The sequence below is a fragment of the Sphingomonas sp. genome (assembly GCF_003248515.1).
Classification (GTDB): Bacteria; Pseudomonadota; Alphaproteobacteria; order Sphingomonadales; family Sphingomonadaceae; genus Sphingomonas_I.
This window is the reverse complement of record NZ_QFOB01000004.1, coordinates 208,343-227,505: the sequence shown is the minus strand read 5'-3', so window position 1 is coordinate 227,505 and position 19,163 is coordinate 208,343. Positions and strand designations below refer to the sequence as shown.

The window sequence follows — 19,163 nt, the reverse complement described above, 5'->3', positions numbered from 1 at the left end:
AGGATCCCCTGATCGTGATGGCCGGAGCCTAATCAGCGATCAGGGGAGTGCCAAGCGGCGCTCAGCGCGTGCGATCGAGCTGCGCGGGTTCGTTGGCCGGCCAGGCCTGATGCGCACCCCACCAGCGCACGAACGCGCGGGCGGCACCGATCGGGGACGAGAGCAGGGGAGCGGGCGCGATGGCGCGGTGCGCGGCCAGTCCGTCGAGATCCTTCATGTGATACATAGCTATTCTCCTTTCCGCGCATCCGGTGGATCCGGTGGCGCGAGGCTCGAATGCGCGCTTTCGATAAGGAGCGCCAATCAATCATTGTGGGAGTGGCATAAGTAGGGCTTATGTATCGCCATCACTACGGATAGGGTGCGGGATCCACGGGAAAGCGGCTTCCCCCGGCTGCCGGCCGGCGGACGGGAGGGGGCCGTAACAGTTTCAGGCCGGCGATGATCGATATCCGGGCGCGCCGGAGGAAAGGATGAAGCGAACATGCGCCAGATCCCGCCGCTTGCCGCCGTCCGCGTGTTCGAAGCGGCCGCGCGCCACCTGAATTTCACGGCCGCCGCCCATGAACTGGGCATGACGCAGGCGGCCGTGAGCTACCAGATCCGGATGCTGGAAGAGCGGCTGGGCACCTCGCTCTTCACGCGCGGCAAGCGACGGGTGACGCTGACGGAGGCGGGGCGGCAGGCGGCGCCGCTGGTGTCCGAAGCGTTCGACACGCTGGATCAGGCGTTCGGCTTCGCGCGGGCCGAGACGGATCAGGTGCTGTCGCTCACCGCGATGGTGTCCTTCGCCAGCGCCTGGCTCGCGCCGCGGCTCGGCCGCTTCCAGCTTGCCCATCCGGATGTCGCGCTGCGGCTGGAGACAAGCAACTTCGTGCAGGATTTCGCCAAATCGGGCTTCGATCTCGGCATCCGCACCGGGCGCGATCCGGCGAAATGGCCGGGGATGGTCTGCCACTTTCTCCACCGCGTCCATTTCACGCCGATGTGCAGCCCCGATTTCGCGCGGCGGATGGGCGGGCTTACCGATCCCGCCCAGTTGCTGACCGCGCCGCGCCTCGCCTCGGATGCCGACTGGTGGGATCTCTGGTTCAAGGCGGCCGGCGTGCCCGTCGCAACCTCGATGGCGCCGGCCACCCGCTTCGATGCGCAGAATCTGGAGGCCCAGCTGGTGATGGCGGGGCAGGGCGTGACGCTGCTGACCCCCACCTTCTGGACGGCGGAACTGGCCGACGGCCGGCTGATCCGCCCGTTCGAAACGGTAGCGTTCGATGGTGTGTGCATGTGGCTCGTCTATCCGGAGCCCAAACGGCGGCTGCGCAAGGTGCGACTGTTCCGGGACTGGCTGCTGGAGGAATATGCGATCCACGCGCGTACGGACACGACCGGCGCGTTCGTGGCGCCGTGAACATATTCCGTCTCGACCGTGCGGCGCGGGCGGGCAGGCGGCCGATCCCGCAACGTTGGCAAGCGGCGCATCCCGCCCTATCGCCCGCGTCATGACGATCCGCCGGCTCTTCGCGACGCTCTTCTCCGAAAGCGAACTGGACGATTCCGCCCTGCTCGCGGATCTCCACCACAGCTGTCGCACGCTGGCGGAGGATGATCGCGCCGGCCGCGCCTGGTCGAAGGCGCATGGCTATCGGGGATACACCTCCTATGCCTCGCTTGACGATCTGCCGCAGCGCGACCCGGTCTTCGCGGATCTGGTCCGCAAGCTGAATCGCCACGTCGCCTCCTTCGCGCGGGAATGCGATTTCGATCTCGGGCGGCCGCTGAAGCTGGATAGCCTGTGGGTGAACGTGATGAAGCGCGGCGCGGTCCATTCGGGCCATATCCACCCGCACAGCATCGTTTCCGGAACGCTCTACGTGGCGGTTCCGCCCGGATCGGGCGCGCTCAAGCTGGAGGATCCCCGGCTTGCCATGCTGATGGCCGCGCCCACGCGATTCCCGGATGGAGCGCCGGATCTCCAGCCCTTCGTCTATGCGGAGCCGAAGCCGGGCACGATCTTCCTGTGGGAAAGCTGGCTGCGACACGAAGTGATGCCGAGCGAGGCGAAGGACGAACGCATCTCGATCAGCTTCAACTATCGCTGAGCATTTGCGGGCAGGCGCAATTCCCTGCGGGTGGAAAGTGCGAGCCGCGGAAAGCGGATACGAAAACACCGCCGATCTCGCGATCGGCGGTGTTTCTGTTCGTTGGGTATCTTCAGGCGAAGCGGACGCTGGTCCGCATGCGGCGGCGCATCGCCCCGCCGACCAGGCCGAAGCCGCCGATGAACATCGCCCAGGTCGCCGGCTCCGGCACCGGGGCGGCCGATGCGAGCGTGCCGATCTGGAAATTGTCGAAGCCCAGCACGTCCGACTCGGGGCCATGGGCCACCGTCAGGCTCTTGATGCCGTCCAGCGTGGTGAAGCCGAGGAAGTCGACCGAGCCGGAGCCCGCGATCGCCGAGCCCAGCAGCGTGTTGAAGCTGTACGTCTCGATCGCGCCGGTTCCCAGCGTCAGGATGATCTGGGCATCCGTCTCGATATCCGTGGCGTAGAAGCCGAAGCCGCCGACCAGCTGATCGAAGGTGATCGTGAAGACCGACCCGTTGAGCTGCATCAGATTCTGGCCATCGGTGGCGAAGGTGCCGATATCGAAGGGGGCGGTGCGCGGCGCCGGCCCGATCACATAGCCCGATCCGGACAGGGAGGCGGTGGTGGAGCCGCCGGATCCCGTGAAGGTGAGCGTGGAGGGTGTCAGGCCCGAAGCATAGGTTTCGAAGCTTTCGCTGCGCACGTCGGTGAGCGACGAAAGGAACGCGCTGTTGGCAGCATCCGCAACCGGATTGGACAACATTACGCCACCGTTATTATTGTCGTGCCCCGAATAGACAGTCGTTGCCGCTGCAGGAAATGCAGCCCCGGCTACAACAGCCATTAACCATGCTTGTTTATACATCGCCACTGCAGAAACTCCTACGCAAACCGACGAATTTTGCTGTTGCATAGGCGAAATGGTTAACGCAAGCATATATTTACAGAATGTTATTCTTTGATGTGGTTTGTGATCCGCAAGCCTCGATTCAGGGGCGTGGAGGCTTCGCGAGCCTCGCCGAGGCACCGCTTCCACCCGCGCCGATCAGACCCTAAGGATAGGGAATGCAGTCCGGCTCCGACCCCCTCGACCAGATCGTCGATGCGCCTTTCGACAGCGCGCTTTCCGAACGCTATCTCGTCTATGCGCTTTCCACGATCACGGCCCGATCGCTGCCGGACGTGCGCGACGGGCTGAAGCCGGTCCATCGGCGGCTGCTGTGGGGAATGCGTCTGCTCCGGCTGGATCCGGCATCGGCGTACAAGAAATGCGCGCGCGTCGTGGGCGACGTGATGGGCAAATATCACCCGCACGGCGATGCCTCCATCTATGATGCGATGGTCCGCCTCGCCCAGCCCTTCGCGCTGCGTTATCCGCTTGTCGACGGGCAGGGCAATTTCGGCAATGTCGACGGCGATAATGCCGCCGCCATGCGTTATACAGAGGCACGGCTGACGGCGGCGGCGATCCGCCTGATGGAAGGGCTCGACGAACAGACCGTCGATTTCCGCCCCACCTATAATGGCGAAGAGGAAGAGCCGGAGGTTCTTCCCGGCCTGTTCCCCAATCTGCTGGCGAACGGCGCCGCGGGAATCGCCGTGGGCATGGCGACCTCGATCCCGCCGCACAATGCCGCCGAATTGCTGGATGCCGCCATCTTCCTGATCGATCGGCCGGAGAGCGATCCACGCGAACTGATGCAGTTCGTCACCGGCCCCGATTTTCCGACCGGGGGCATCATCGCGGACAGCCCCGTCGCGATCGCCGATGCCTATGCCACGGGGCGTGGCGGCTTCCGCGTGCGTGCGCGTTTCTCGACGGGGGGCGCGGCGGACGGCGCATGGGAAAAGAGCGGCGTCGAGAAATTGTCGGGCGGCACCTGGCAGCTCGTCATTTCCGAAATCCCCTATGGCGTGCCGAAATCGAAGCTGATCGAGCAGATCGCGCAGCTCATCGCGGACAAGAAGCTGCCGATCCTGGCCGATGTGCGCGACGAGAGCGACGAGCAGATCCGCATCGTGATCGAGCCGCGCGCGCGTACCGTGGATCCCCAGATCCTGATCGACAGCCTCTATCGGCTCACCGATCTCGAGATTCGCGTCCCGCTCAACCTCAACGTGCTCGACAAGGATCGCACGCCGCGCGTCATGTCGCTGAAGCAGGCTCTGGCGGCGTGGGTGGAGCATCAGTTCGAGGTGCTCGTCCGCCGCTCGCGGCACAGGCTGGCCAAGATCGCCGACCGGATCGAGCTGCTGGACGGTTATCTCGTCACCTATCTCAATCTCGATCGCGTGATCGCCATCATCCGCGAGGAGGACGAGCCCAAGCCGGTGCTGATGGCCGAATTCGAGCTGACCGACCGGCAGGCCGAGGCGATCCTGAACATGCGGCTGCGCAGCCTGCGCAAGCTGGAGGAGATGGAGCTTCGCAAGGAGCGCGACGCGCTGGATCGGGAAGCAAAGGGGCTGGAGCAGCTGGTGGAGAGCCCGGCCCGCCAGCGCACGCGGCTCAAGCAGGATTTCGCCAAGCTGCGCGATACCTATGGCGCGCAGACGACGCTTGGCCGGCGCCGCACGACGATCGAGGAGCAGGGCCCCGCGCGCGAAATCCCGCTGGAGGCGATGATCGAGCGTGAGCCGATCACCGTGATCCTTTCCCAGCGTGGCTGGATCCGGGCGATGTCCGGTCATCGCGATCTGGCCGCCGCCGATACGCTGAAATTCAAGGAAGGGGATGGCCCGGCCTTCGCCTTCCACGCGCACACGACCGACAAGCTGCTGCTCTTCGCGGATCAGGGGCGTGTCTATACGCTGGCGGCGGACAAGCTGCCCGGTGGACGCGGCTTCGGCGAACCGGTCCGGCTGATGATCGATCTGGAAGGCGATGTCGGCACGGTTGCCCTGCTGCCGGCGCGCCCGGCCGAAAAGCTGCTGCTCGCCGCCAGCGACGGCAAGGGTTTCGTGGCGCAGGTGGCGGAAATCGTCGCGGAAACGCGCAAGGGCCGGCAAGTCGTCAATATACGCGAGGGCGCCAGGCTGCGGGTGGTCCACCCCATCGCCGCCACCGATGATTATGTCGCCGCGATCGGGGACAATCGGAAACTCGTCGTCTTCCCGCTGACGGAACTGCCGGAGATGACGCGCGGGCAGGGGGCCAGCCTCCAGCGCTATCGCGACGGCGGCCTTTCCGATGCGATCAGCTTCCGCTTCGCCGATGGCCTCAGTTGGGCAATGGGGGGCGAGAGCGGCCGTACGCGCACCGAGGCGGATCTGGGGCCGTGGCGCGCCGCGCGCGGTGCGGCCGGCCGCATGCCGCCGACCGGATTTCCGCGCGACAATCGTTTCGGGCGCGTTATCGTGGAGGGCGACTGAGATATTATTAACGTCTCGGCGATAACGAAACCGGGATGGAAATGCGGAAGATCAGCAGCGAGCTCTATAGCGCGCAGCCTCTCGTCGGCTTTGTCGCCGATGTGGCGCCGCCGGCAGGCTCCGCGTCCGCATCCGCCCTTCAGCAATATCTGGACGCCCTGCCGATCGCGGCGGCCGTCGTCGTGCTGGGAGAAGAAGGGCCGCGTTCGATCGCGCGCAACCAGCAGATCGTGCGCATCCGCAATCGCGCGCCGGAAGAGAAACTGGAGCTTTTCCGGACGCGTATCACCCGGCATTTGCTGACGGATACGGAAGGCGAATCCTATCATTGGGAAGAGCCCGGCGTCGGCGGGCGCCACTTCCAGGTTCATCTGAAGCCGCTCGATCCTCATCCGATGCTGGGCCGAAGGGTGATGGTGAGCCTGGTCGATTGCACCGCCGCGATCGAAACCGAGAAGTCGCTGCGCGCGGGTATGCTGCACGACAGCCTCACGGGCTTGCCCAATCGCCTCGCTTTCTCCGAGGCGATCGAGGCGATGCTCGAGGCGGATGACGAAAATGCCGGCGGCTTCGCGGTGCTGGTGCTGGATCTCGTTCGCTTCAGCCGAATCAACGAAGGCATCGGTTCGCTGGCAGGCGACGAACTGATCCTGAGCGTGGCGAGCCGCCTTCGCTCGGTGCTCGGCCCGCAGCATATGCTGGCGCGCATGGCGGCAGACGAATTCGCGATCCTCGTACCGCTGGCGGACGGGCCGGGCGATGCGCTGCATCTCGCGCGGAGATTGCAGGAATCGCTCACCTATCCGCTCCGTCTCTCCGAACTTGAGATCAAGGTGGATTGCGCGATCGGCTGCGCGCTCTGGCATGAAAATGCGCTGGGCGCGGCGGACATCATCCGCAACGGCCAGTTCGCGCTGAAGCGCGCCAAGAGATCGGGCCGGGTGGAGGTCTATCAGCCCGGCGAGGCGGGGCGCGCGCGCCGCCGATTCGCGCTGGAGACGGAGTTGCGCCGCGCGATCGAGGCCGATCGCCTGGATCTCGCCTTCCAGCCTCTGGTCGATCTGGAGACGCGGGCCGTGGCCGGATTCGAGACGCTCGCGCGCTGGAATCACCCCGATCGCGGCCCCATCGCGCCCGCCGAATTCATCTCCGTGGCTGAGGAATCGGGTCTGATCGTTCCGCTGGGGCGCTGGGTGATCGATCGGGCGATGGCGACGCTGGCCGATTGGGACAGGCGCGCCGGCCATGCGCTGCCGCTCTATTTCAGCCTCAACGTCTCGGCGGTGCAGCTGGCGCGCGATCCCGTCGCCTCGGCCGTGGCGGAGGCGCTCAAATATCACAAGCTCGCCGGAAGCCGGGTCACGCTGGAGCTTACCGAGAGCACGATCGTCGCCGATCCCGATCGCGCGCGCGATATGCTGAATGCGCTGAAGGCGCTTTCCTGCCGCATCGCGATGGACGATTTCGGGACGGGCTATTCCAGCCTCGCTTATCTTCAGCGCCTGCCGATCGACGTGCTGAAGATTGATCGCCAGTTCGTCGCGGCGATGTTTGACGACAAGGATTCGACGGCGATCATCCGCGCCATCCTCAGCCTGGCGAACGCGCTGGGCATGACGACGATCGCCGAGGGTATCGAAACGCCCACCGCCGCGCATCTGCTGGCCGCATTGGGCGCCACGGTGGGGCAGGGTTATTATTTCGCCAGGCCGATGCCCGCCGATATCGCCTTCGAGCATTTTCTGGGCAAGCGCGCGGCCTGATAACCGGCGATGCGGGGCAGGTTCAGTCCCGCGCCACTTCCTCCCGCGCCAGCGCATCCACGCGGGTGGCATCGGGAAAGCCTTCCTCGATCCAGCGGCGTTCAACGGCCGCCAGTGTCGCCGCCACCCGGGGGCCGGCGGAGAGCCCCAGCGCAACCAATGCGCCGCCGCCGATCGGCAGGCGTGGCGGCGTCCACCCCTCGATCGCGGAAAGCCCGTCCATGTCGCCGGCCAGCAACAGCCTGTCCCGCGCGCCTGTGATCCCGATCCGGTAGGCCAGCGCCTTCGGATCGCCCGCCGCCGGCTCTGCCGCCGACATGAGCCGCTTGCGCTGCGCGTTGGAAAGCTTCAGCCGCGCGCCGATCTTGTCCGCGACGCCAATATCGCCCGGCAACAGGGCGGCGAGCCTGCGAACGGGATCTCCATCCTTGCCCTCGCGATGGACGAGGGCTGCCAGCCGATCCGCGCCGGCGGGCGTGATTTCAGGCAGGACGGGCGCGAATATCCCGCGCGAAACCATGATCGCGACGGTGGGGGCGGGATCGCCGAGGGCGAGCAGCTTCAGCAATTCCTGGGCGATTCGCTCGCGTGAGAGCGCCATCAGATCCCTGGCACGCGCGGCGCAGGCTTCCAGATCCGGCGCGGAGGGCGCGCCTTTGCCGAAGCGGGCATGGAAGCGGAAGAAGCGCAGGATACGCAGATGATCCTCCGCGATTCGCGCGAGGGGATCGCCGATGAAGCGCACCCGGCCTTCGGCAAGATCATCCTGCCCGCCGAAATAATCGTGGATCTGGCCCGTTATCGGATCGGCGGAAAGCGCGTTGATCGTGAAGTCGCGCCGCGCCGCGTCCGCCTGCCAATCGTCGGTAAAGGCGACGGTGGCGTGGCGCCCGTCCGTTTCCACATCGTGGCGCAGGGTCGTCACCTCGACGGGGCCGGATGGCAGCACTGCCGTGACGGTGCCGTGCGCGATCCCCGTGGGCACCGCCTTGAATCCCGCCGCGCGGATGCGCCGGGCGGCTTCCTCCGGCCTATGCACGGTCGCGAGATCCACATCGGCAGGGTCGAGCCCCAGCAGCATATCGCGCACATAGCCGCCGATCGGACGCACCTCGCCGCGATCGGCGCCCAGCGCCGCAAGCAGGGCGACCAGCCCGTAGCGGCGGGCGAGGCTGTCGGGCGGCAGCATCATGCGAAAGCCCCGAGTCGTGCGGAGAGGTTCACGATCATCCCCGCCGTCGCTCCCCAGATGCGCCATTCGCCCCACATGATCTCGTAATAATGATAGGTACGCCCCTGAAATTCGGCCGATCGCCGGGCATGATTCGCGCTGGCGAGCAGGAAGGAGAGCGGCACTTCGAACAGCGCCGCGACTTCCGCCTCGTGCGGCACGAGCGGCAGATCGGGGGGGACGACGCCGATGACGGGGACCACCTCGAAACCGGTGCCGGTTCGATAGGTGTCCGAAATGCCCACAAGCTCCACCTGCGCGGGCGCGAGCCCGATCTCCTCATCCGCCTCGCGCAGGGCCGCCGCGACGGCATCGATATCTTCCGGATCCACCCGGCCGCCGGGAAAGGCGACCTGGCCGGCGTGACGGCGCAGATGGGCATGGCGCAGCGTGAACAGCACGCCGGGCTCCGGCCGATCGGTCACGGCCACCAGCACGGCGGCACCGGTGAGGTTTGCGCCCGGCACGAGTCGCTCGTCGCTGCCGGCCACGCCCACACTGTTCTCCAGCGCCACGCGCAGCCGGTCCGCAAGCCTCATGCCGGGGCCAGCGCCAGGAAGGCACCGTTGCTCCACAGGCCGGGCGGATCGCGGCCCTCCGCAATCGCCAGTTCGGCGAGCTCATAATAGACAGGTCGCGCGATCCGCGCCTCCAGGCCGCCGCGAACGTGGAGATAGGGGGAGGGGCCGTCCGCACCCTCGATCACGCGCAGCGCATGTTCGGCATCCGCGACGACCACCTCGTCCGTATTGAGCCGGAAGGCGAGCCGGCGCCCGCGGCCTTCGCCCTCGCTCTTCACCTCGACAGCGACGAAGGGCGCCTCTTCCACCTCGATCGCGAGCTTTTCGACCGGGGTCACCAGAGCGAAGCTGCCGTCCGCCTCCCGGCGGAGAATCGTTGCGAACAGGCGCACCATCGCCGGGCGCCGTATCGGCGCGCCTTCATGATACCAGGTGCCGTCGCGCGCGATCCGCATGGCGCTGTCGCCGGTCCGTCCGGGATGCCAGGTCTCGATCGGGGGCAGGCGCCGCGCCTCCACCAGCGCGGCGATCTCCGCGAGCGAGAGGCTTGCCAGATCCTCGGGAAGGGGTGTGGTTTCGGGCATGGCCGGCCCAGTTAGGCGCGGTGGCTGGGGCAGAAAAGGGGGCGTTCCTTCTCGAAGACCTGCGAGCGGCAATGGAAGACGCCCGGGAAGACGCCCGCGCGGCCCTGCGATCTGGGGCCGACTCGGGCGGTGCCTTCTAGCGGCGCGGACCCAGATGGCCCTCGGCCGGAAGCGTGATTCCCTCGGGCACGCGCGCCAGCAGGCGCCGCCGCTCCACCGGCCCCGGCACCGTCCATTCCCGCGTCCAGTGCGATTCGAAACCGAAGAAGCGGCCATAATATTCGGGATCGCCGATCAGGACGAGCGGATCGCTGCCGAGATAGTCGGCGGCGGCGATCATCCGATCCATCATCGCGCGGCCGATTCCCTCGCGCTGCAAGGCGGGCTCCACCGCGACCGGACCGACGAGAATCACCGGCACCTCGCCATCCAGCGCGGCCGGCCAGCATTGGAGCGAGCCCACCAGCGCGCCGCCGCGATCGAAGGCTGCGAAGGAGAGATCGTCGATCGCCGTCATCCCGTCGCGGATCCGGTAGGCGGTCCGCCGTCGCCGGTCCGCGCCGAACACGCGATCCAGCAGCGAATCCACGTCGGCAGGCTTTGCGGCGCGCAACGGGCCGATCGAAACGGCGTTCAAGGCGATGGTCTGGTCCAAGGCGCGCCCCGATAATCGAACCCGCGTGAAACGCAACGACGGGACGGTGACAAGGCGATGGCCATCCGGGTTGCTTGCCGCGCACCGGTGGCGTCGCTACCGGCGCCAGCGATGACACCGGAGTTCGGCAGCCCACGCACCGCGATCGTCACCGGCGGTGGCCGCAGAATCGGCGCGGCCTTCGTCCGCGCGCTCTCTGCGGACGGCTGGACGATGTTGATCCATTGCCACGAATCGCGCGACGAGGCGGAGGCGCTGGCGGCGGAGATTGAAGGCGCGCGAATCGTTCAGGCGGATCTCGCGGCGGCGGATTGCGGGAAGACAATCGTCGCCGCTCTGGCCGGCATGCCGCCTGCGGGCTTGCTCGTGAACAGCGCATCCCGATTCGATCTCGACCGATTCGACGATTTCACAGTGGAAGGCTGGGATCGCCACTTCCTGCCGAATCTGCGCGGGCCGGCGCTGCTGACGCGTGCCTTCGCCGCATCCGTGCCGGAAGGGGCAGGGGGGCTGATCGTGAACATCCTGGATGCCAAGCTGGCCCAGCCCAATCCGGATTTCTTCACCTATACGCTTTCTAAATTCGGGCTGGCGGCGCTGACCGAGCTTTCGGCGCGGGTGCTGGCGGAGAAGGGGATTCGCGTATGCGGCATCGCCCCGTCCGTCACCCTGGTATCCGGGCAGCAGACGCGCGAGAATTTCGATTCGGTCCACGAGATGAACGCGCTTCGCAGCGGTGTGACGGTCGACGATCTCGTCGCCGCCCTGCGCTTTCTCGTGGCAAGCCCGCGCGTGACGGGCGAAATCGTGCGCGTCGACGGCGGACAGCGATTCCTCGGCCTGGCCCGCGACGTGCAGTTTCTCGACGAAAGACCATCATGACGAACGAATCCGGCGCGACGAACGCGCTTCCCGCCCATCTCGCGCCAAACCGCTTCCGAATCTTCCTGGAGGACCTCGATCTTCCCGTGGACATCGGCTTCCACGATTTCGAGATCGGCACGCCGCAGCGCCTGCGCGTGACGGTCCAACTGGAGGTGGACGAGACGCATTTCCCCTCCAGCGATCGGGTTGCGGAGGCCTGGAATTACGATCTCCTGCGCAGCGCCATCCTGCGTATGGCCGAGGGGCGCCGCTTCAATCTTCAGGAGACGTTCGCGCGGGAAGTCTACGCGCTCGTCGCCGCGCGCCCGGGCGTGCTGGCGATCCGGGTCGTGACCTCCAAGCCCGATGTCTATGCCGATTGCGCGGGCGTGGGCGTGGAGATTTCGTCCCTGTAGAGTCTGCGATGCCCAGATTGCATCGGTGTTTGCATCGATCGCCCCACGCAGGAAAGCTGCGTGGGGCGATCTGCCCGGCGCGCTAGTTCCGTCGGCAGGGGCCGAGCCCCTTCAGCACGGTCTGATAATCTTCCGAGGCGATCGTCGCGTCGGCGGGTTGCAGGCCATCCGTGGCGCTGCCGGGCAGCGTGCGCGGCAGGCCGCAGGCCAGCCGATACCAGAGCAATGTTTCGGGAGCGGGTGGCGCGGCGCTGGCGTCGGTCAGTTCCGAAAGAGCCACCGCCCAGCGCGGCGTTTCGCCCGGACGCCGCAGGATCGAGAGGGAAATGGGGCGGTTATCGGGCGTTTTCAGGAAAATCTGCGTCTCGCCTTCGCCGGGCAGAGTGCCCGCGACATGAAAGGCATGGCCGATGCCGGTGATGGCGGGCGGCGCATCCGGGGATACCGATGCGGTGAGGATGGCGCGCAGGCGCGTCTCGTCCGCGCTCGTCCGCGCGATCTGCGCGTGGGGGCCGATCAGGCGGATTTCGCCGGGCCGCGCGCCGGGCGCCGCCAGCAGCAGAACCTGCTGGCCTTTCAGCTTCGGCATTTTCTTCGTGGCGGGAAGATCGGCGAGATAGCGGATCGTTTCCGGCAATTCCGCGCGGCCCGCAATCAGCGCATCGGCGTGCGCTTCGAACAGGAAGCGCGTCTTGCCGACCGGCACGCCTATCGCGGCATCTCCCTTGAGCGGGATGGCCTTGAGAATCGTGGCCGCCAGGGAAAAGGGCGCCGAAAGGGCCATGTCGGCCATGTCGGCATAGGCCGGGTTGGTCGTAAAACCGTCATATTGCCGTATTGACGCCGCGTTAATCGCCGGAGCGCCGACACCGGTGGCACTGAGGGCAGCCAAAAGCGGCAGGAGGCGGTGCTTCATGAGTCTCCCTTTCCGAAGGGTTTGTGCGTCCGGACGACGGTCTGTTTTGAATGTCATCATGTCTTCGATCGAATGCGCAGGATTCAGGGGGGTTGCCGCGAGAGAGTGTATGATGCCTATAAAGGGCTTGCGCGATGGCGAACCACCGCGATAGGAAGTCTTGCCGCCGAGTAAAGAGCAATCGCAAGCGGGTCGGTGGCATCCGTGGGTGGTTGCATCTGAGCGCTGCGCCACAACTCGAATTCAGATTGAGGAGTCTTGTTCCTTAATGGCCTACGCTGATCAAACGATGAGCACCCGCAAGGCCGTGTCTATCGGTCTTGTCGTGGCGCTCCATGCGGCGCTCGGCTACGCCTTCATCACCGGTCTGGCCTACAATGTTATCAAGAAGGCCGCACAGGACCTGAAGGTCGTGGATGTGCAAGAGGCGCCTCCTCCCCCAGAGCAGAAGCCGCCGCCCCCGCCGCCCGAACAGAAGTTCGAGCCGCCGCCCATCGTCGCTCCGCCGCCGGTGGTCCAGACGCCGACGATCGCTCCGCCGATCGTGGCCGTGCCTGTCGCACCGCCGGTCGTCATCACGCCGGCCGCTCCGCCGGCTCCGCCCCCTCCGCCCCCGCCTACGGTTTCGAAGGCGGCCGGTGCCAAGGGCGATCCCGCACAGTGGGTTACGTCTGATGACTATCCGCCGTCCGCGCTTCGTGAGGAGCGGGAAGGTGTGACCAAGGTCACCTGGCAGATCAACGAGCAGGGTCGAATCGAGAATTGCCAGATCGTCAGTTCCTCGGGCTCGCCCGACCTCGACGAGACGGCCTGCCGCGTGCTGACGCGTCGTGGCCGTTATTCTCCGGCGCTCGACCAGAGCGGAAACCCGATGCGGACGACCCAGAGCCGCACGATCCGCTGGCAGATACCTAAAAACTAGGTGACAGCGGCCGGTTGGAACCGGCCGCCGATCCTTCCGAACCCCAGACTCAAGGATGTCACCTGTCATGGAAAAAAGCTCTAATCCTTATGGCCTGATGGCCGCGCTCGAGCAGGGCGGCCTCATTGCGCAGACCGTGTTCGCCATCCTCGTGATCATGTCGGCTGCTTCCTGGTACATCATGTTCACGAAGCTGCTGGAGCAGCAGAAGATCCTGAACCAGGCGAAGCGCGTGCGCACCAGCTTCTGGGGCACGCCCACGCTGAAGGACGGCGCGTCGAAGCTCGAGAAGAACTCGGCCTATCGCCAGATCGTCGACGACGGCCTGCTCGCCCAGGACCAGCACACCAAGCTGATCGATCCGGTCGACCAGCATGAGTGGCTCGGCAGCTCGCTCTCGCGCAGCGTTGCCGCGATCAATTCGAAGCTGGGCAACGGCCTCGCCGTTCTCGCGACGGTTGGCTCGACCTCGCCGTTCATCGGCCTGTTCGGCACGGTTATCGGCATCTATCGCGCTCTCATCAAGATCGGCGCCGCTGGTCAGGCCTCGATCGACGCCGTCGCCGGCCCGGTCGGTGAGGCTCTGATCATGACCGCGCTCGGCCTCGCCGTGGCCGTTCCGGCCGTGCTCGGCTACAACTGGCTGATCCGCCGCAACAAGGTGGTTGCCGAGCAGATCGGTGCCTTCTCCGTCGATCTCCATGGCTACATGGTTTCGAACGGTGCGGTGCGCCCGCAGATCGCGTCGGCCAAGGCCGCTCCGGCTCCGGCCGTGAAGACCGCGACCGCGATCCCGCCGAAGGCCTAAGACCGGGTTCGGCGGGGCTTTCGGGTCCCGCCGGTTCCATATTGCGAGCCCGCGCTTTTGCGGGTCCGCCCGAAGCTAGAACAGGACACGCCAGCCCATGGCCATGAGTGCCGGCCCCGCCGAAGCCGATGCCCCGATGTCGGACATCAACACGACGCCGCTGGTGGACGTCATGTTGGTTCTGCTCATCATCTTCCTCATCACGGTCCCGGTCGTGATCCAGACCGTTCCCGTGAAGCTCCCGAAGGTCGTGTACGAACCGACGACGAGCAAGCCCGAGAATGTCGTTCTTTCCATCCGGGGTGGCCCCGGTGGTTCGTGCGAGGTTTACTGGGGTCAGACGCGGGTCAAGCCGCAGGACCTTCTCGATCGTTCGGTCGCGAAGCTGAAGGCGGAGATCGACAAGCAGGGTGGCCCGACGGCTCCCGGCCTCGAGCTTCCCGAGGTGCATATCCGTGCTGACGTTGACACGCCCTGGCGTTGCGTCGGTGGTGCGATGACAAACGTCGCCCGTGCCGGTTTCGCCCGCGTCGGCTTCATCTCGCAGCCGGAGCCCGGCGCCTACCACGCCGAGCGTTGATCTCGCGCCAGCCTCCGAAGGAGTAATTTTTCATGGCCATGAGTTCGGGCGGCACCGCCGAAGGCGAGCCCATGATGGACATCAACACGACGCCGCTCATCGACGTCATGCTGGTGCTCCTCATCATGTTCATCATCACCATCCCGGTGCAGACGCACGCCGTGAAGCTGGATCTGCCGCAGAACCAGCCGAACACGCCGCCGCCGCCGATCCTTCCGGTGAAGAATCGCGTGACGGTCGATTCCGCCGGCAAGATCTACTGGAACGGTTCGCCGATCGATCTGACGGTGCTGCGCCAGTATCTGGATCAGACCCAGCAGATGAATCCGATCCCGGAACTTCATCTCGAGCCGGATCCGCAGGCCCGCTATGAGGTCGTCGATGAGGTGCTCGCCGTGACCAAGCGCGCGAACGTCACGAAGATGGGTTTCGTGGGCAACGAACGTTACGCCGGCTACGAGTGATCTGGGGTCACTTTTCGGCGTGATGAATGGGGCGGTCCGTTGGGCCGCCCCTTTTTCTTTGTTCCGCCTCTTTCGATCCCGTCCACTTTGCATGCCCGCGATCGGGGCGTGCGCCTTTTCCGGAATTGCCTGAAAGACGCCATGTGCGGCCCGCTCTCAGGTGGCGGCGCTCCCCTCCGGCCAGCCGAACGCGCGCTCGAGCGCGCGCAGCGAATCGGCCTGGGCACCGGCATAGAGCGTGAATTCGTCCAGCGTGGGCTCGCCCAGGGCCTGTTCGAATTCGGCGCGCGAACCGGTGGCGGCATAGCCGCCGCGTGCCTCATCGCCCAGATTGGAGCGGAAGATGCCGGCGGCGCTCACCGGCAGAAAATCTTCATAGGTGATCGGCGTGGCAATCACGGCGCCGTCCGCGATCAGCTCTTCCAGACTTTCCCCCCGGCGCTCGCGCGGACGGGCATCGCTCGGCTGATAGCGGAAAAAGGCGAGGCGCTGGCGGCGCAATTCCTCGCCATCGTCGGGCAGGTCGAGGTCGCCGCCGCCCGCGATCCATCGATCGTACCGGATCCTCCCCTCACGCGTAAGGGCCGCGCCGCGCTGCTCGATCTCTCCGAATCGCGCGGTATGGCTGCCCTGCGCCCCGCTGGCTCCGCCCGGGAAATGGACCTTTTCGCTCAGCGCCCTGAAGCTCGTCTGCCGCAGCAATATCGGGCAGGCCCGCGCGGGCGGCCCCTCAATCTCGTCCTTCGGCCCGAAGCCGAGCGCGGCCATCCGTGCATGAGCCGCATCGATGTCCAGCGTGCGGGGAGTCAGATGGTTGATGTGCGGGCCGGGAAAGCTCACCACGTCTGCGGTAAGCCGATGGCTGGCGAGCAGGCGCGCATAGCATTCCTCCGTGATCGTCGCGCGCTGATGCCAGCGGAACGTTTCCAGCAGGGCCGTCACGAATCGCCCGGCTTCCCGCTCGTCGAGGCCGCTCGCCGCCTCGCCCTCGGCCAGCAGGGAGAGCGCCTCTTCATTGATGATCTGGCGCCGGCCGAGAATCTCGGCGGCCTCGGCGCGCAGACCCGCATCGTCGATCAGTTCGAGCCGCAACAGCGAGGTGAAGACCCGGAACGGGCTCGCGGCGAGTTCTTCCGCCTCAACGGGTCGGAATGCGGTCGAGTGGACGGGCACGCCGGCCGTGGCGAGATCATAATAGCTGACCGGGCGCATCCCCATCAGGCGGAAGGCACGCGCCACGGCCGCCAATTCCGCGGCGGTGCCCAGGCGGATGGCACCATGGCGTTCCTGATCGATCCGGCCGAATTCGCCGCTTGCGAGAAGAGCGTCCGCCAGCGCGGGATCGGCCGCGATCGTCTCCCGGTTCACGTCCTTCACCAGCGCGAGGAGGGCGCCATATTGGGGCACTTCGGCGCGATACATGTCCGATAGTGCGGCCGCGAAACGCGCGCGCAGTTCGGCCGGGGGGAGAAGACCATTCATGCCCGATTGGTAGGTCATCGCATGTCCGGCGCATAGCGCCGCCCGCGCGCCGCAGGATCGTTGACCTTGCCCGGCCGTTAACCAAGAAGAAATGTCGCGATGCGTAACGTTTTCCGCCGCGCGGGATCGTGTTGCCACCTGATACCGTCTTTCTGGGCGGGAAGGTGGGCCTGCATCCTGCGCGCGCTTGGCGGCCCCGGCCGGGCGCGATATGGCATTGCACAACAACTTAGTGTGTTGTATCGCTAAAACACCTTGAGGGATATCGAGACGTGGGCCAGCATAATTTCGCGGAACTGAGGAAGGCGATGGTGGCGAGCCAGCTGCGCACCACCGCAGTGAACGATCCTCGCGTGGTCGAGGCGATGAGCCTCGTGCCGCGTGAGCGCTTCGTGACGGCCGATCGGGCGGGCCTCGCTTATCTCGATATCCCGCAGCCGCTGGGTGAAGGCCGCTCCCTGCCGGAGCCGATGGTTCTGGGACGGCTCCTGACGGAAGCGCGGGTTCGCCCGCAGGATCGCGCGCTCGTGATCGGTTCCGGCAGCGGCTATGCCGCCGCCGTTCTGGCGCGGCTGGCGGCCAGCGTGGTGGCGCTGGAGGAAGATGCCTCGCTCGTCGCCATCGGCGCATCCGAGCTGCCCGCGTCCGTCACGCAGGTTTCCGGGCCGCTTGCGGCCGGCTGGGCCGCCGCGGCGCCCTATGACGTGATCCTGTTCGATGGCGCGGTGGAAAATATTCCTCAGGCGATCATCGATCAGCTTGCCGATGGTGGCCGCATCGCCGTGGCCCTCGTGCAGAATGGCGTCACGCGGCTGGCGATCGGCCGTCGCGTGGCCGGCAGCTTCGGCATCTCGCCGTTCGTCGAGGTCGAGGCGCCGATCCTGCCGGGCTTCGCCGTGGCGGAGGGATTCCGCTTCTGATGTTGACCGGGGGGGGCAACTTGAAAGGACGTGCATGGCTGACGGGGGTTGCGGGGGCGGCCCTTTGCGCAGCGCCCGCCGCAGCGGATACGCTGAAGGATGCGCTTGTGCAGGCCTATGGCACCAGCCCGGTGCTGGCGGGAGCCCGTGCGCAGCTGCGCAGCATTGACGAGGGCGTGCCGATCGCCAAGGCCAACTCCCGCGTGCAGGTGAGCGGTACGCTCGGTGTGACGCAGAGCACCGATGGGCTCACGACCTTCCAGAATGGCGGCCGCGTGCTGACGGGGGGCGTCAATCTTTCCTACCCGGTCTTTCAGGGCGGCCGCGTCCGTAATGCGATCAACGCGGCGGAAGCGCGCGTGATCGCCGGCCGCGCCGATCTGCGCACATCGGAGGGTAATCTCTTCACGCAGGCGGTCAGCGCCTACATGAACGTGATTCGCGATCAATCGGTGGTGGAGCTGAATGCGTCGAACGTGCGCGTTCTGGAAACCAATCTGCGCGCCAGCCGCGATCGCTTTCAGGTGGGCGATCTGACCCGTACGGACGTGGCCCAGTCCGAGGCGCGTCTGGCGATCGCGCGCAGCCAGCTCGCCACCGCGCAGGGCAATCTCACGGGAAGCCGGGAAACCTATCGTCAGGTGATCGGCAAGTGGCCGGAAAAGCTGGATCAGCCGCCGCCGCTTCCCAAGCTTCCCGCCACGGCGGACGAAGCGGTGCAGATCGCGCTTTCCAATGCGCCCAGCATCGCCTCCGTCACCGCCTCCACGCAGGCGGCGGGCTATGACGTGCGCACCGCGACCGCCGCGCGTCTGCCGGTCTTCTCGGTGACCGGCGGCACCAGCTATAGCGACTATCTGAATACGCGTGCCCAGTCTGCCGGGCAGTCCAAGGAGCAGAATTATCTGTTCGATCAGACGGTCGGGCAGAATCGCATCGGCCTTTCCATGACGATCCCGCTCTATCAGGGCGGCAGCGTCTCGGCGCGCGTCCGCCAGGCGCAGGCGCTGGAAAATGCGGCGCTGGAGCAGGGGATCGATGTGGAGCGCCGCGTGATCGCCACCACGCGCGCCGCTTATGCCAATTTCCTGGCCGCAGGCGAGGCGATCAAGGGCAATCAGCAGGCCGTATCCGCCAACCGGCTGGCCCTGGAGGGAGCCCGGGCTGAAAATACCGCCGGCACGCGCACCGTGATTGAAGTGCTGAACGCCGAGCAGGAATATCTGAACGCTCAGGTGGCGCTGGTGACGGCCCAGCGCGATCAATATGTGGCCGGCTTCGCGCTGCTGAACGCCATGGGCCAGGCTCAGGCCGATGTGCTGAATCTGGATGGGGGCGCCGCCCTCTATGATCCGGTCGCCAATTACACGCGGGTCCGCAATCGCTTTGGCGACTGGAGCGATAACGGCAAATATCACTCCACGTCGGTCCATACGACCGGAGAGACCCCGCAGGATGCGGACGTGCAGCCGCTGACGCCCGATCCTCTTCTCGGGACGGATGGTTCTGTAGCCGCGATGCCCGCCCCGGCCGGGGCTGCCGTGCCCAACCCGGCGAACGTGACACGGCCGCCGCAGTAGG

At 66.3% G+C, this 19,163-nt stretch carries 20 protein-coding genes; 12 read left to right on the top strand and 8 right to left on the bottom strand.

Annotation, left to right across the window (positions count from 1 at the left end):
• Positions 1 to 61: 61 nt before the first annotated feature.
• Positions 62 to 226 carry a hypothetical protein gene (locus tag DI605_RS08505; protein WP_293971955.1) on the bottom strand — a complete coding sequence of 55 codons (165 nt, stop codon included), beginning with the start codon at positions 224 to 226 and terminating at the stop codon, positions 62 to 64.
• Between the two features lie 258 nt (positions 227 to 484).
• Here DI605_RS08505 and DI605_RS08500 point away from each other — a divergent pair, with 258 nt between their 5' ends.
• A complete protein-coding gene (locus DI605_RS08500) occupies positions 485 to 1,408 on the top strand; it encodes a LysR substrate-binding domain-containing protein (protein ID WP_293971952.1) in 924 nt (307 codons plus the stop codon).
• A gap of 91 nt (positions 1,409 to 1,499) precedes the next feature.
• Positions 1,500 to 2,099, top strand: coding sequence for a TIGR02466 family protein (locus tag DI605_RS08495; RefSeq protein WP_293971949.1), 600 nt, complete (start codon positions 1,500 to 1,502; stop codon positions 2,097 to 2,099).
• Positions 2,100 to 2,211: 112 nt separating this feature from the next.
• Here the strand turns inward: DI605_RS08495 and DI605_RS08490 are convergent, their stop codons facing one another.
• Positions 2,212 to 2,847 (bottom strand): PEPxxWA-CTERM sorting domain-containing protein, encoded by a 636-nt coding sequence (locus DI605_RS08490; protein WP_293971946.1) that lies wholly within the window; start codon positions 2,845 to 2,847, stop codon positions 2,212 to 2,214.
• Between the two features lie 302 nt (positions 2,848 to 3,149).
• On the opposite strand from DI605_RS08490, the gene parC reads away from it, so the two are divergent.
• Positions 3,150 to 5,456 carry a DNA topoisomerase IV subunit A gene (gene parC / locus DI605_RS08485; RefSeq protein WP_293971942.1) on the top strand — a complete coding sequence of 769 codons (2,307 nt, stop codon included), beginning with the start codon at positions 3,150 to 3,152 and terminating at the stop codon, positions 5,454 to 5,456.
• Positions 5,457 to 5,491: 35 nt separating this feature from the next.
• Positions 5,492 to 7,219, top strand: coding sequence for an EAL domain-containing protein (locus DI605_RS08480; RefSeq protein WP_293971939.1), 1,728 nt, complete (start codon positions 5,492 to 5,494; stop codon positions 7,217 to 7,219).
• A gap of 22 nt (positions 7,220 to 7,241) precedes the next feature.
• On the opposite strand, the gene DI605_RS08475 is transcribed toward DI605_RS08480, so the two are convergent.
• The 4 genes from DI605_RS08475 to DI605_RS08460 all read right to left on the bottom strand — a co-directional run bounded on the left by DI605_RS08475 (position 7,242) and on the right by DI605_RS08460 (position 10,210).
• On the bottom strand, positions 7,242 to 8,411 hold the full coding sequence (locus DI605_RS08475) for a CCA tRNA nucleotidyltransferase (RefSeq protein WP_293971936.1): 1,170 nt from the start codon (positions 8,409 to 8,411) through the stop codon (positions 7,242 to 7,244).
• Entirely contained in the window at positions 8,408 to 8,989 is a 582-nt protein-coding gene (locus DI605_RS08470; protein WP_293971933.1) for a CoA pyrophosphatase, read from the bottom strand. The genes DI605_RS08475 and DI605_RS08470 overlap by 4 nt, the downstream gene beginning before the upstream one ends.
• A complete protein-coding gene (locus DI605_RS08465) occupies positions 8,986 to 9,555 on the bottom strand; it encodes a DUF1285 domain-containing protein (RefSeq protein WP_293971930.1) in 570 nt (189 codons plus the stop codon). The genes DI605_RS08470 and DI605_RS08465 overlap by 4 nt, the downstream gene beginning before the upstream one ends.
• Positions 9,556 to 9,691: 136 nt before the next feature.
• Positions 9,692 to 10,210, bottom strand: coding sequence for a GNAT family N-acetyltransferase (locus DI605_RS08460; RefSeq protein ID WP_293971927.1), 519 nt, complete (start codon positions 10,208 to 10,210; stop codon positions 9,692 to 9,694).
• Between the two features lie 111 nt (positions 10,211 to 10,321).
• On the opposite strand from DI605_RS08460, the gene DI605_RS08455 reads away from it, so the two are divergent.
• Together DI605_RS08455 and DI605_RS08450 are read left to right on the top strand one after the other, a co-directional pair.
• Complete coding sequence (locus tag DI605_RS08455; RefSeq protein WP_293971924.1) at positions 10,322 to 11,092, top strand: SDR family NAD(P)-dependent oxidoreductase; 771 nt, start codon at positions 10,322 to 10,324, stop codon at positions 11,090 to 11,092.
• Positions 11,089 to 11,490, top strand: a complete 402-nt coding sequence (locus tag DI605_RS08450; RefSeq protein ID WP_293971921.1) for a dihydroneopterin aldolase — start codon at positions 11,089 to 11,091, stop codon at positions 11,488 to 11,490. The genes DI605_RS08455 and DI605_RS08450 overlap by 4 nt, the downstream gene beginning before the upstream one ends.
• An 82-nt stretch (positions 11,491 to 11,572) precedes the next feature.
• On the opposite strand, the gene DI605_RS08445 is transcribed toward DI605_RS08450, so the two are convergent.
• Positions 11,573 to 12,406 (bottom strand): hypothetical protein, encoded by an 834-nt coding sequence (locus tag DI605_RS08445; protein WP_293971918.1) that lies wholly within the window; start codon positions 12,404 to 12,406, stop codon positions 11,573 to 11,575.
• A gap of 289 nt (positions 12,407 to 12,695) precedes the next feature.
• Between DI605_RS08445 and DI605_RS08440 the strand changes: the two genes are divergently transcribed.
• The 4 genes from DI605_RS08440 to DI605_RS08425 all read left to right on the top strand — a co-directional run bounded on the left by DI605_RS08440 (position 12,696) and on the right by DI605_RS08425 (position 15,180).
• Positions 12,696 to 13,328, top strand: a complete 633-nt coding sequence (locus DI605_RS08440) for an energy transducer TonB (protein WP_367120033.1) — start codon at positions 12,696 to 12,698, stop codon at positions 13,326 to 13,328.
• 67 nt (positions 13,329 to 13,395) lie between these two features.
• Positions 13,396 to 14,136, top strand: coding sequence for a MotA/TolQ/ExbB proton channel family protein (locus DI605_RS08435; protein WP_293971912.1), 741 nt, complete (start codon positions 13,396 to 13,398; stop codon positions 14,134 to 14,136).
• 97 nt (positions 14,137 to 14,233) lie between these two features.
• Positions 14,234 to 14,716 (top strand): biopolymer transporter ExbD, encoded by a 483-nt coding sequence (locus tag DI605_RS08430; RefSeq protein ID WP_293971909.1) that lies wholly within the window; start codon positions 14,234 to 14,236, stop codon positions 14,714 to 14,716.
• A 32-nt stretch (positions 14,717 to 14,748) separates the two neighbouring features.
• Positions 14,749 to 15,180 (top strand): biopolymer transporter ExbD, encoded by a 432-nt coding sequence (locus DI605_RS08425; protein WP_293971906.1) that lies wholly within the window; start codon positions 14,749 to 14,751, stop codon positions 15,178 to 15,180.
• A gap of 156 nt (positions 15,181 to 15,336) precedes the next feature.
• Here the strand turns inward: DI605_RS08425 and DI605_RS08420 are convergent, their stop codons facing one another.
• Positions 15,337 to 16,680, bottom strand: a complete 1,344-nt coding sequence (locus DI605_RS08420) for a VOC family protein (RefSeq protein ID WP_293971903.1) — start codon at positions 16,678 to 16,680, stop codon at positions 15,337 to 15,339.
• A 254-nt stretch (positions 16,681 to 16,934) separates the two neighbouring features.
• On the opposite strand from DI605_RS08420, the gene DI605_RS08415 reads away from it, so the two are divergent.
• Both DI605_RS08415 and DI605_RS08410 read left to right on the top strand, forming a co-directional pair.
• The gene (locus DI605_RS08415) at positions 16,935 to 17,582 is read left to right on the top strand and encodes a protein-L-isoaspartate O-methyltransferase (RefSeq protein WP_293971900.1); all 648 of its coding nucleotides are present in this window, start codon (positions 16,935 to 16,937) and stop codon (positions 17,580 to 17,582) included.
• Positions 17,583 to 17,602: 20 nt separating this feature from the next.
• Positions 17,603 to 19,162, top strand: coding sequence for a TolC family outer membrane protein (locus DI605_RS08410; protein WP_293971897.1), 1,560 nt, complete (start codon positions 17,603 to 17,605; stop codon positions 19,160 to 19,162).
• The last annotated feature ends 1 nt before the right edge of the window (position 19,163 follow it).

Excerpts from the sequence above, each read along its gene's own strand:
- DI605_RS08490 (WP_293971946.1), bottom strand. The coding sequence starts at position 2,847 with ATGTTGTCCAATCCGGTTGCGGATGCTGCCAACAGCGCGTTCCTTTCG.
- DI605_RS08495 (WP_293971949.1), top strand. The coding sequence starts at position 1,500 with ATGACGATCCGCCGGCTCTTCGCGACGCTCTTCTCCGAAAGCGAACTG.
- DI605_RS08440 (WP_367120033.1), top strand. The coding sequence starts at position 12,696 with ATGAGCACCCGCAAGGCCGTGTCTATCGGTCTTGTCGTGGCGCTCCAT.
- DI605_RS08480 (WP_293971939.1), top strand. The coding sequence starts at position 5,492 with ATGGAAATGCGGAAGATCAGCAGCGAGCTCTATAGCGCGCAGCCTCTC.
- DI605_RS08445 (WP_293971918.1), bottom strand. The coding sequence starts at position 12,406 with ATGAAGCACCGCCTCCTGCCGCTTTTGGCTGCCCTCAGTGCCACCGGT.
- DI605_RS08470 (WP_293971933.1), bottom strand. The coding sequence starts at position 8,989 with ATGAGGCTTGCGGACCGGCTGCGCGTGGCGCTGGAGAACAGTGTGGGC.
- DI605_RS08420 (WP_293971903.1), bottom strand. The coding sequence starts at position 16,680 with ATGACCTACCAATCGGGCATGAATGGTCTTCTCCCCCCGGCCGAACTG.
- DI605_RS08465 (WP_293971930.1), bottom strand. The coding sequence starts at position 9,555 with ATGCCCGAAACCACACCCCTTCCCGAGGATCTGGCAAGCCTCTCGCTC.
- parC (WP_293971942.1), top strand. The coding sequence starts at position 3,150 with ATGCAGTCCGGCTCCGACCCCCTCGACCAGATCGTCGATGCGCCTTTC.
- DI605_RS08500 (WP_293971952.1), top strand. The coding sequence starts at position 485 with ATGCGCCAGATCCCGCCGCTTGCCGCCGTCCGCGTGTTCGAAGCGGCC.
- DI605_RS08430 (WP_293971909.1), top strand. The coding sequence starts at position 14,234 with ATGGCCATGAGTGCCGGCCCCGCCGAAGCCGATGCCCCGATGTCGGAC.
- DI605_RS08425 (WP_293971906.1), top strand. The coding sequence starts at position 14,749 with ATGGCCATGAGTTCGGGCGGCACCGCCGAAGGCGAGCCCATGATGGAC.
- DI605_RS08505 (WP_293971955.1), bottom strand. The coding sequence starts at position 226 with ATGTATCACATGAAGGATCTCGACGGACTGGCCGCGCACCGCGCCATC.
- DI605_RS08450 (WP_293971921.1), top strand. The coding sequence starts at position 11,089 with ATGACGAACGAATCCGGCGCGACGAACGCGCTTCCCGCCCATCTCGCG.
- DI605_RS08475 (WP_293971936.1), bottom strand. The coding sequence starts at position 8,411 with ATGATGCTGCCGCCCGACAGCCTCGCCCGCCGCTACGGGCTGGTCGCC.
- DI605_RS08435 (WP_293971912.1), top strand. The coding sequence starts at position 13,396 with ATGGAAAAAAGCTCTAATCCTTATGGCCTGATGGCCGCGCTCGAGCAG.
- DI605_RS08455 (WP_293971924.1), top strand. The coding sequence starts at position 10,322 with ATGACACCGGAGTTCGGCAGCCCACGCACCGCGATCGTCACCGGCGGT.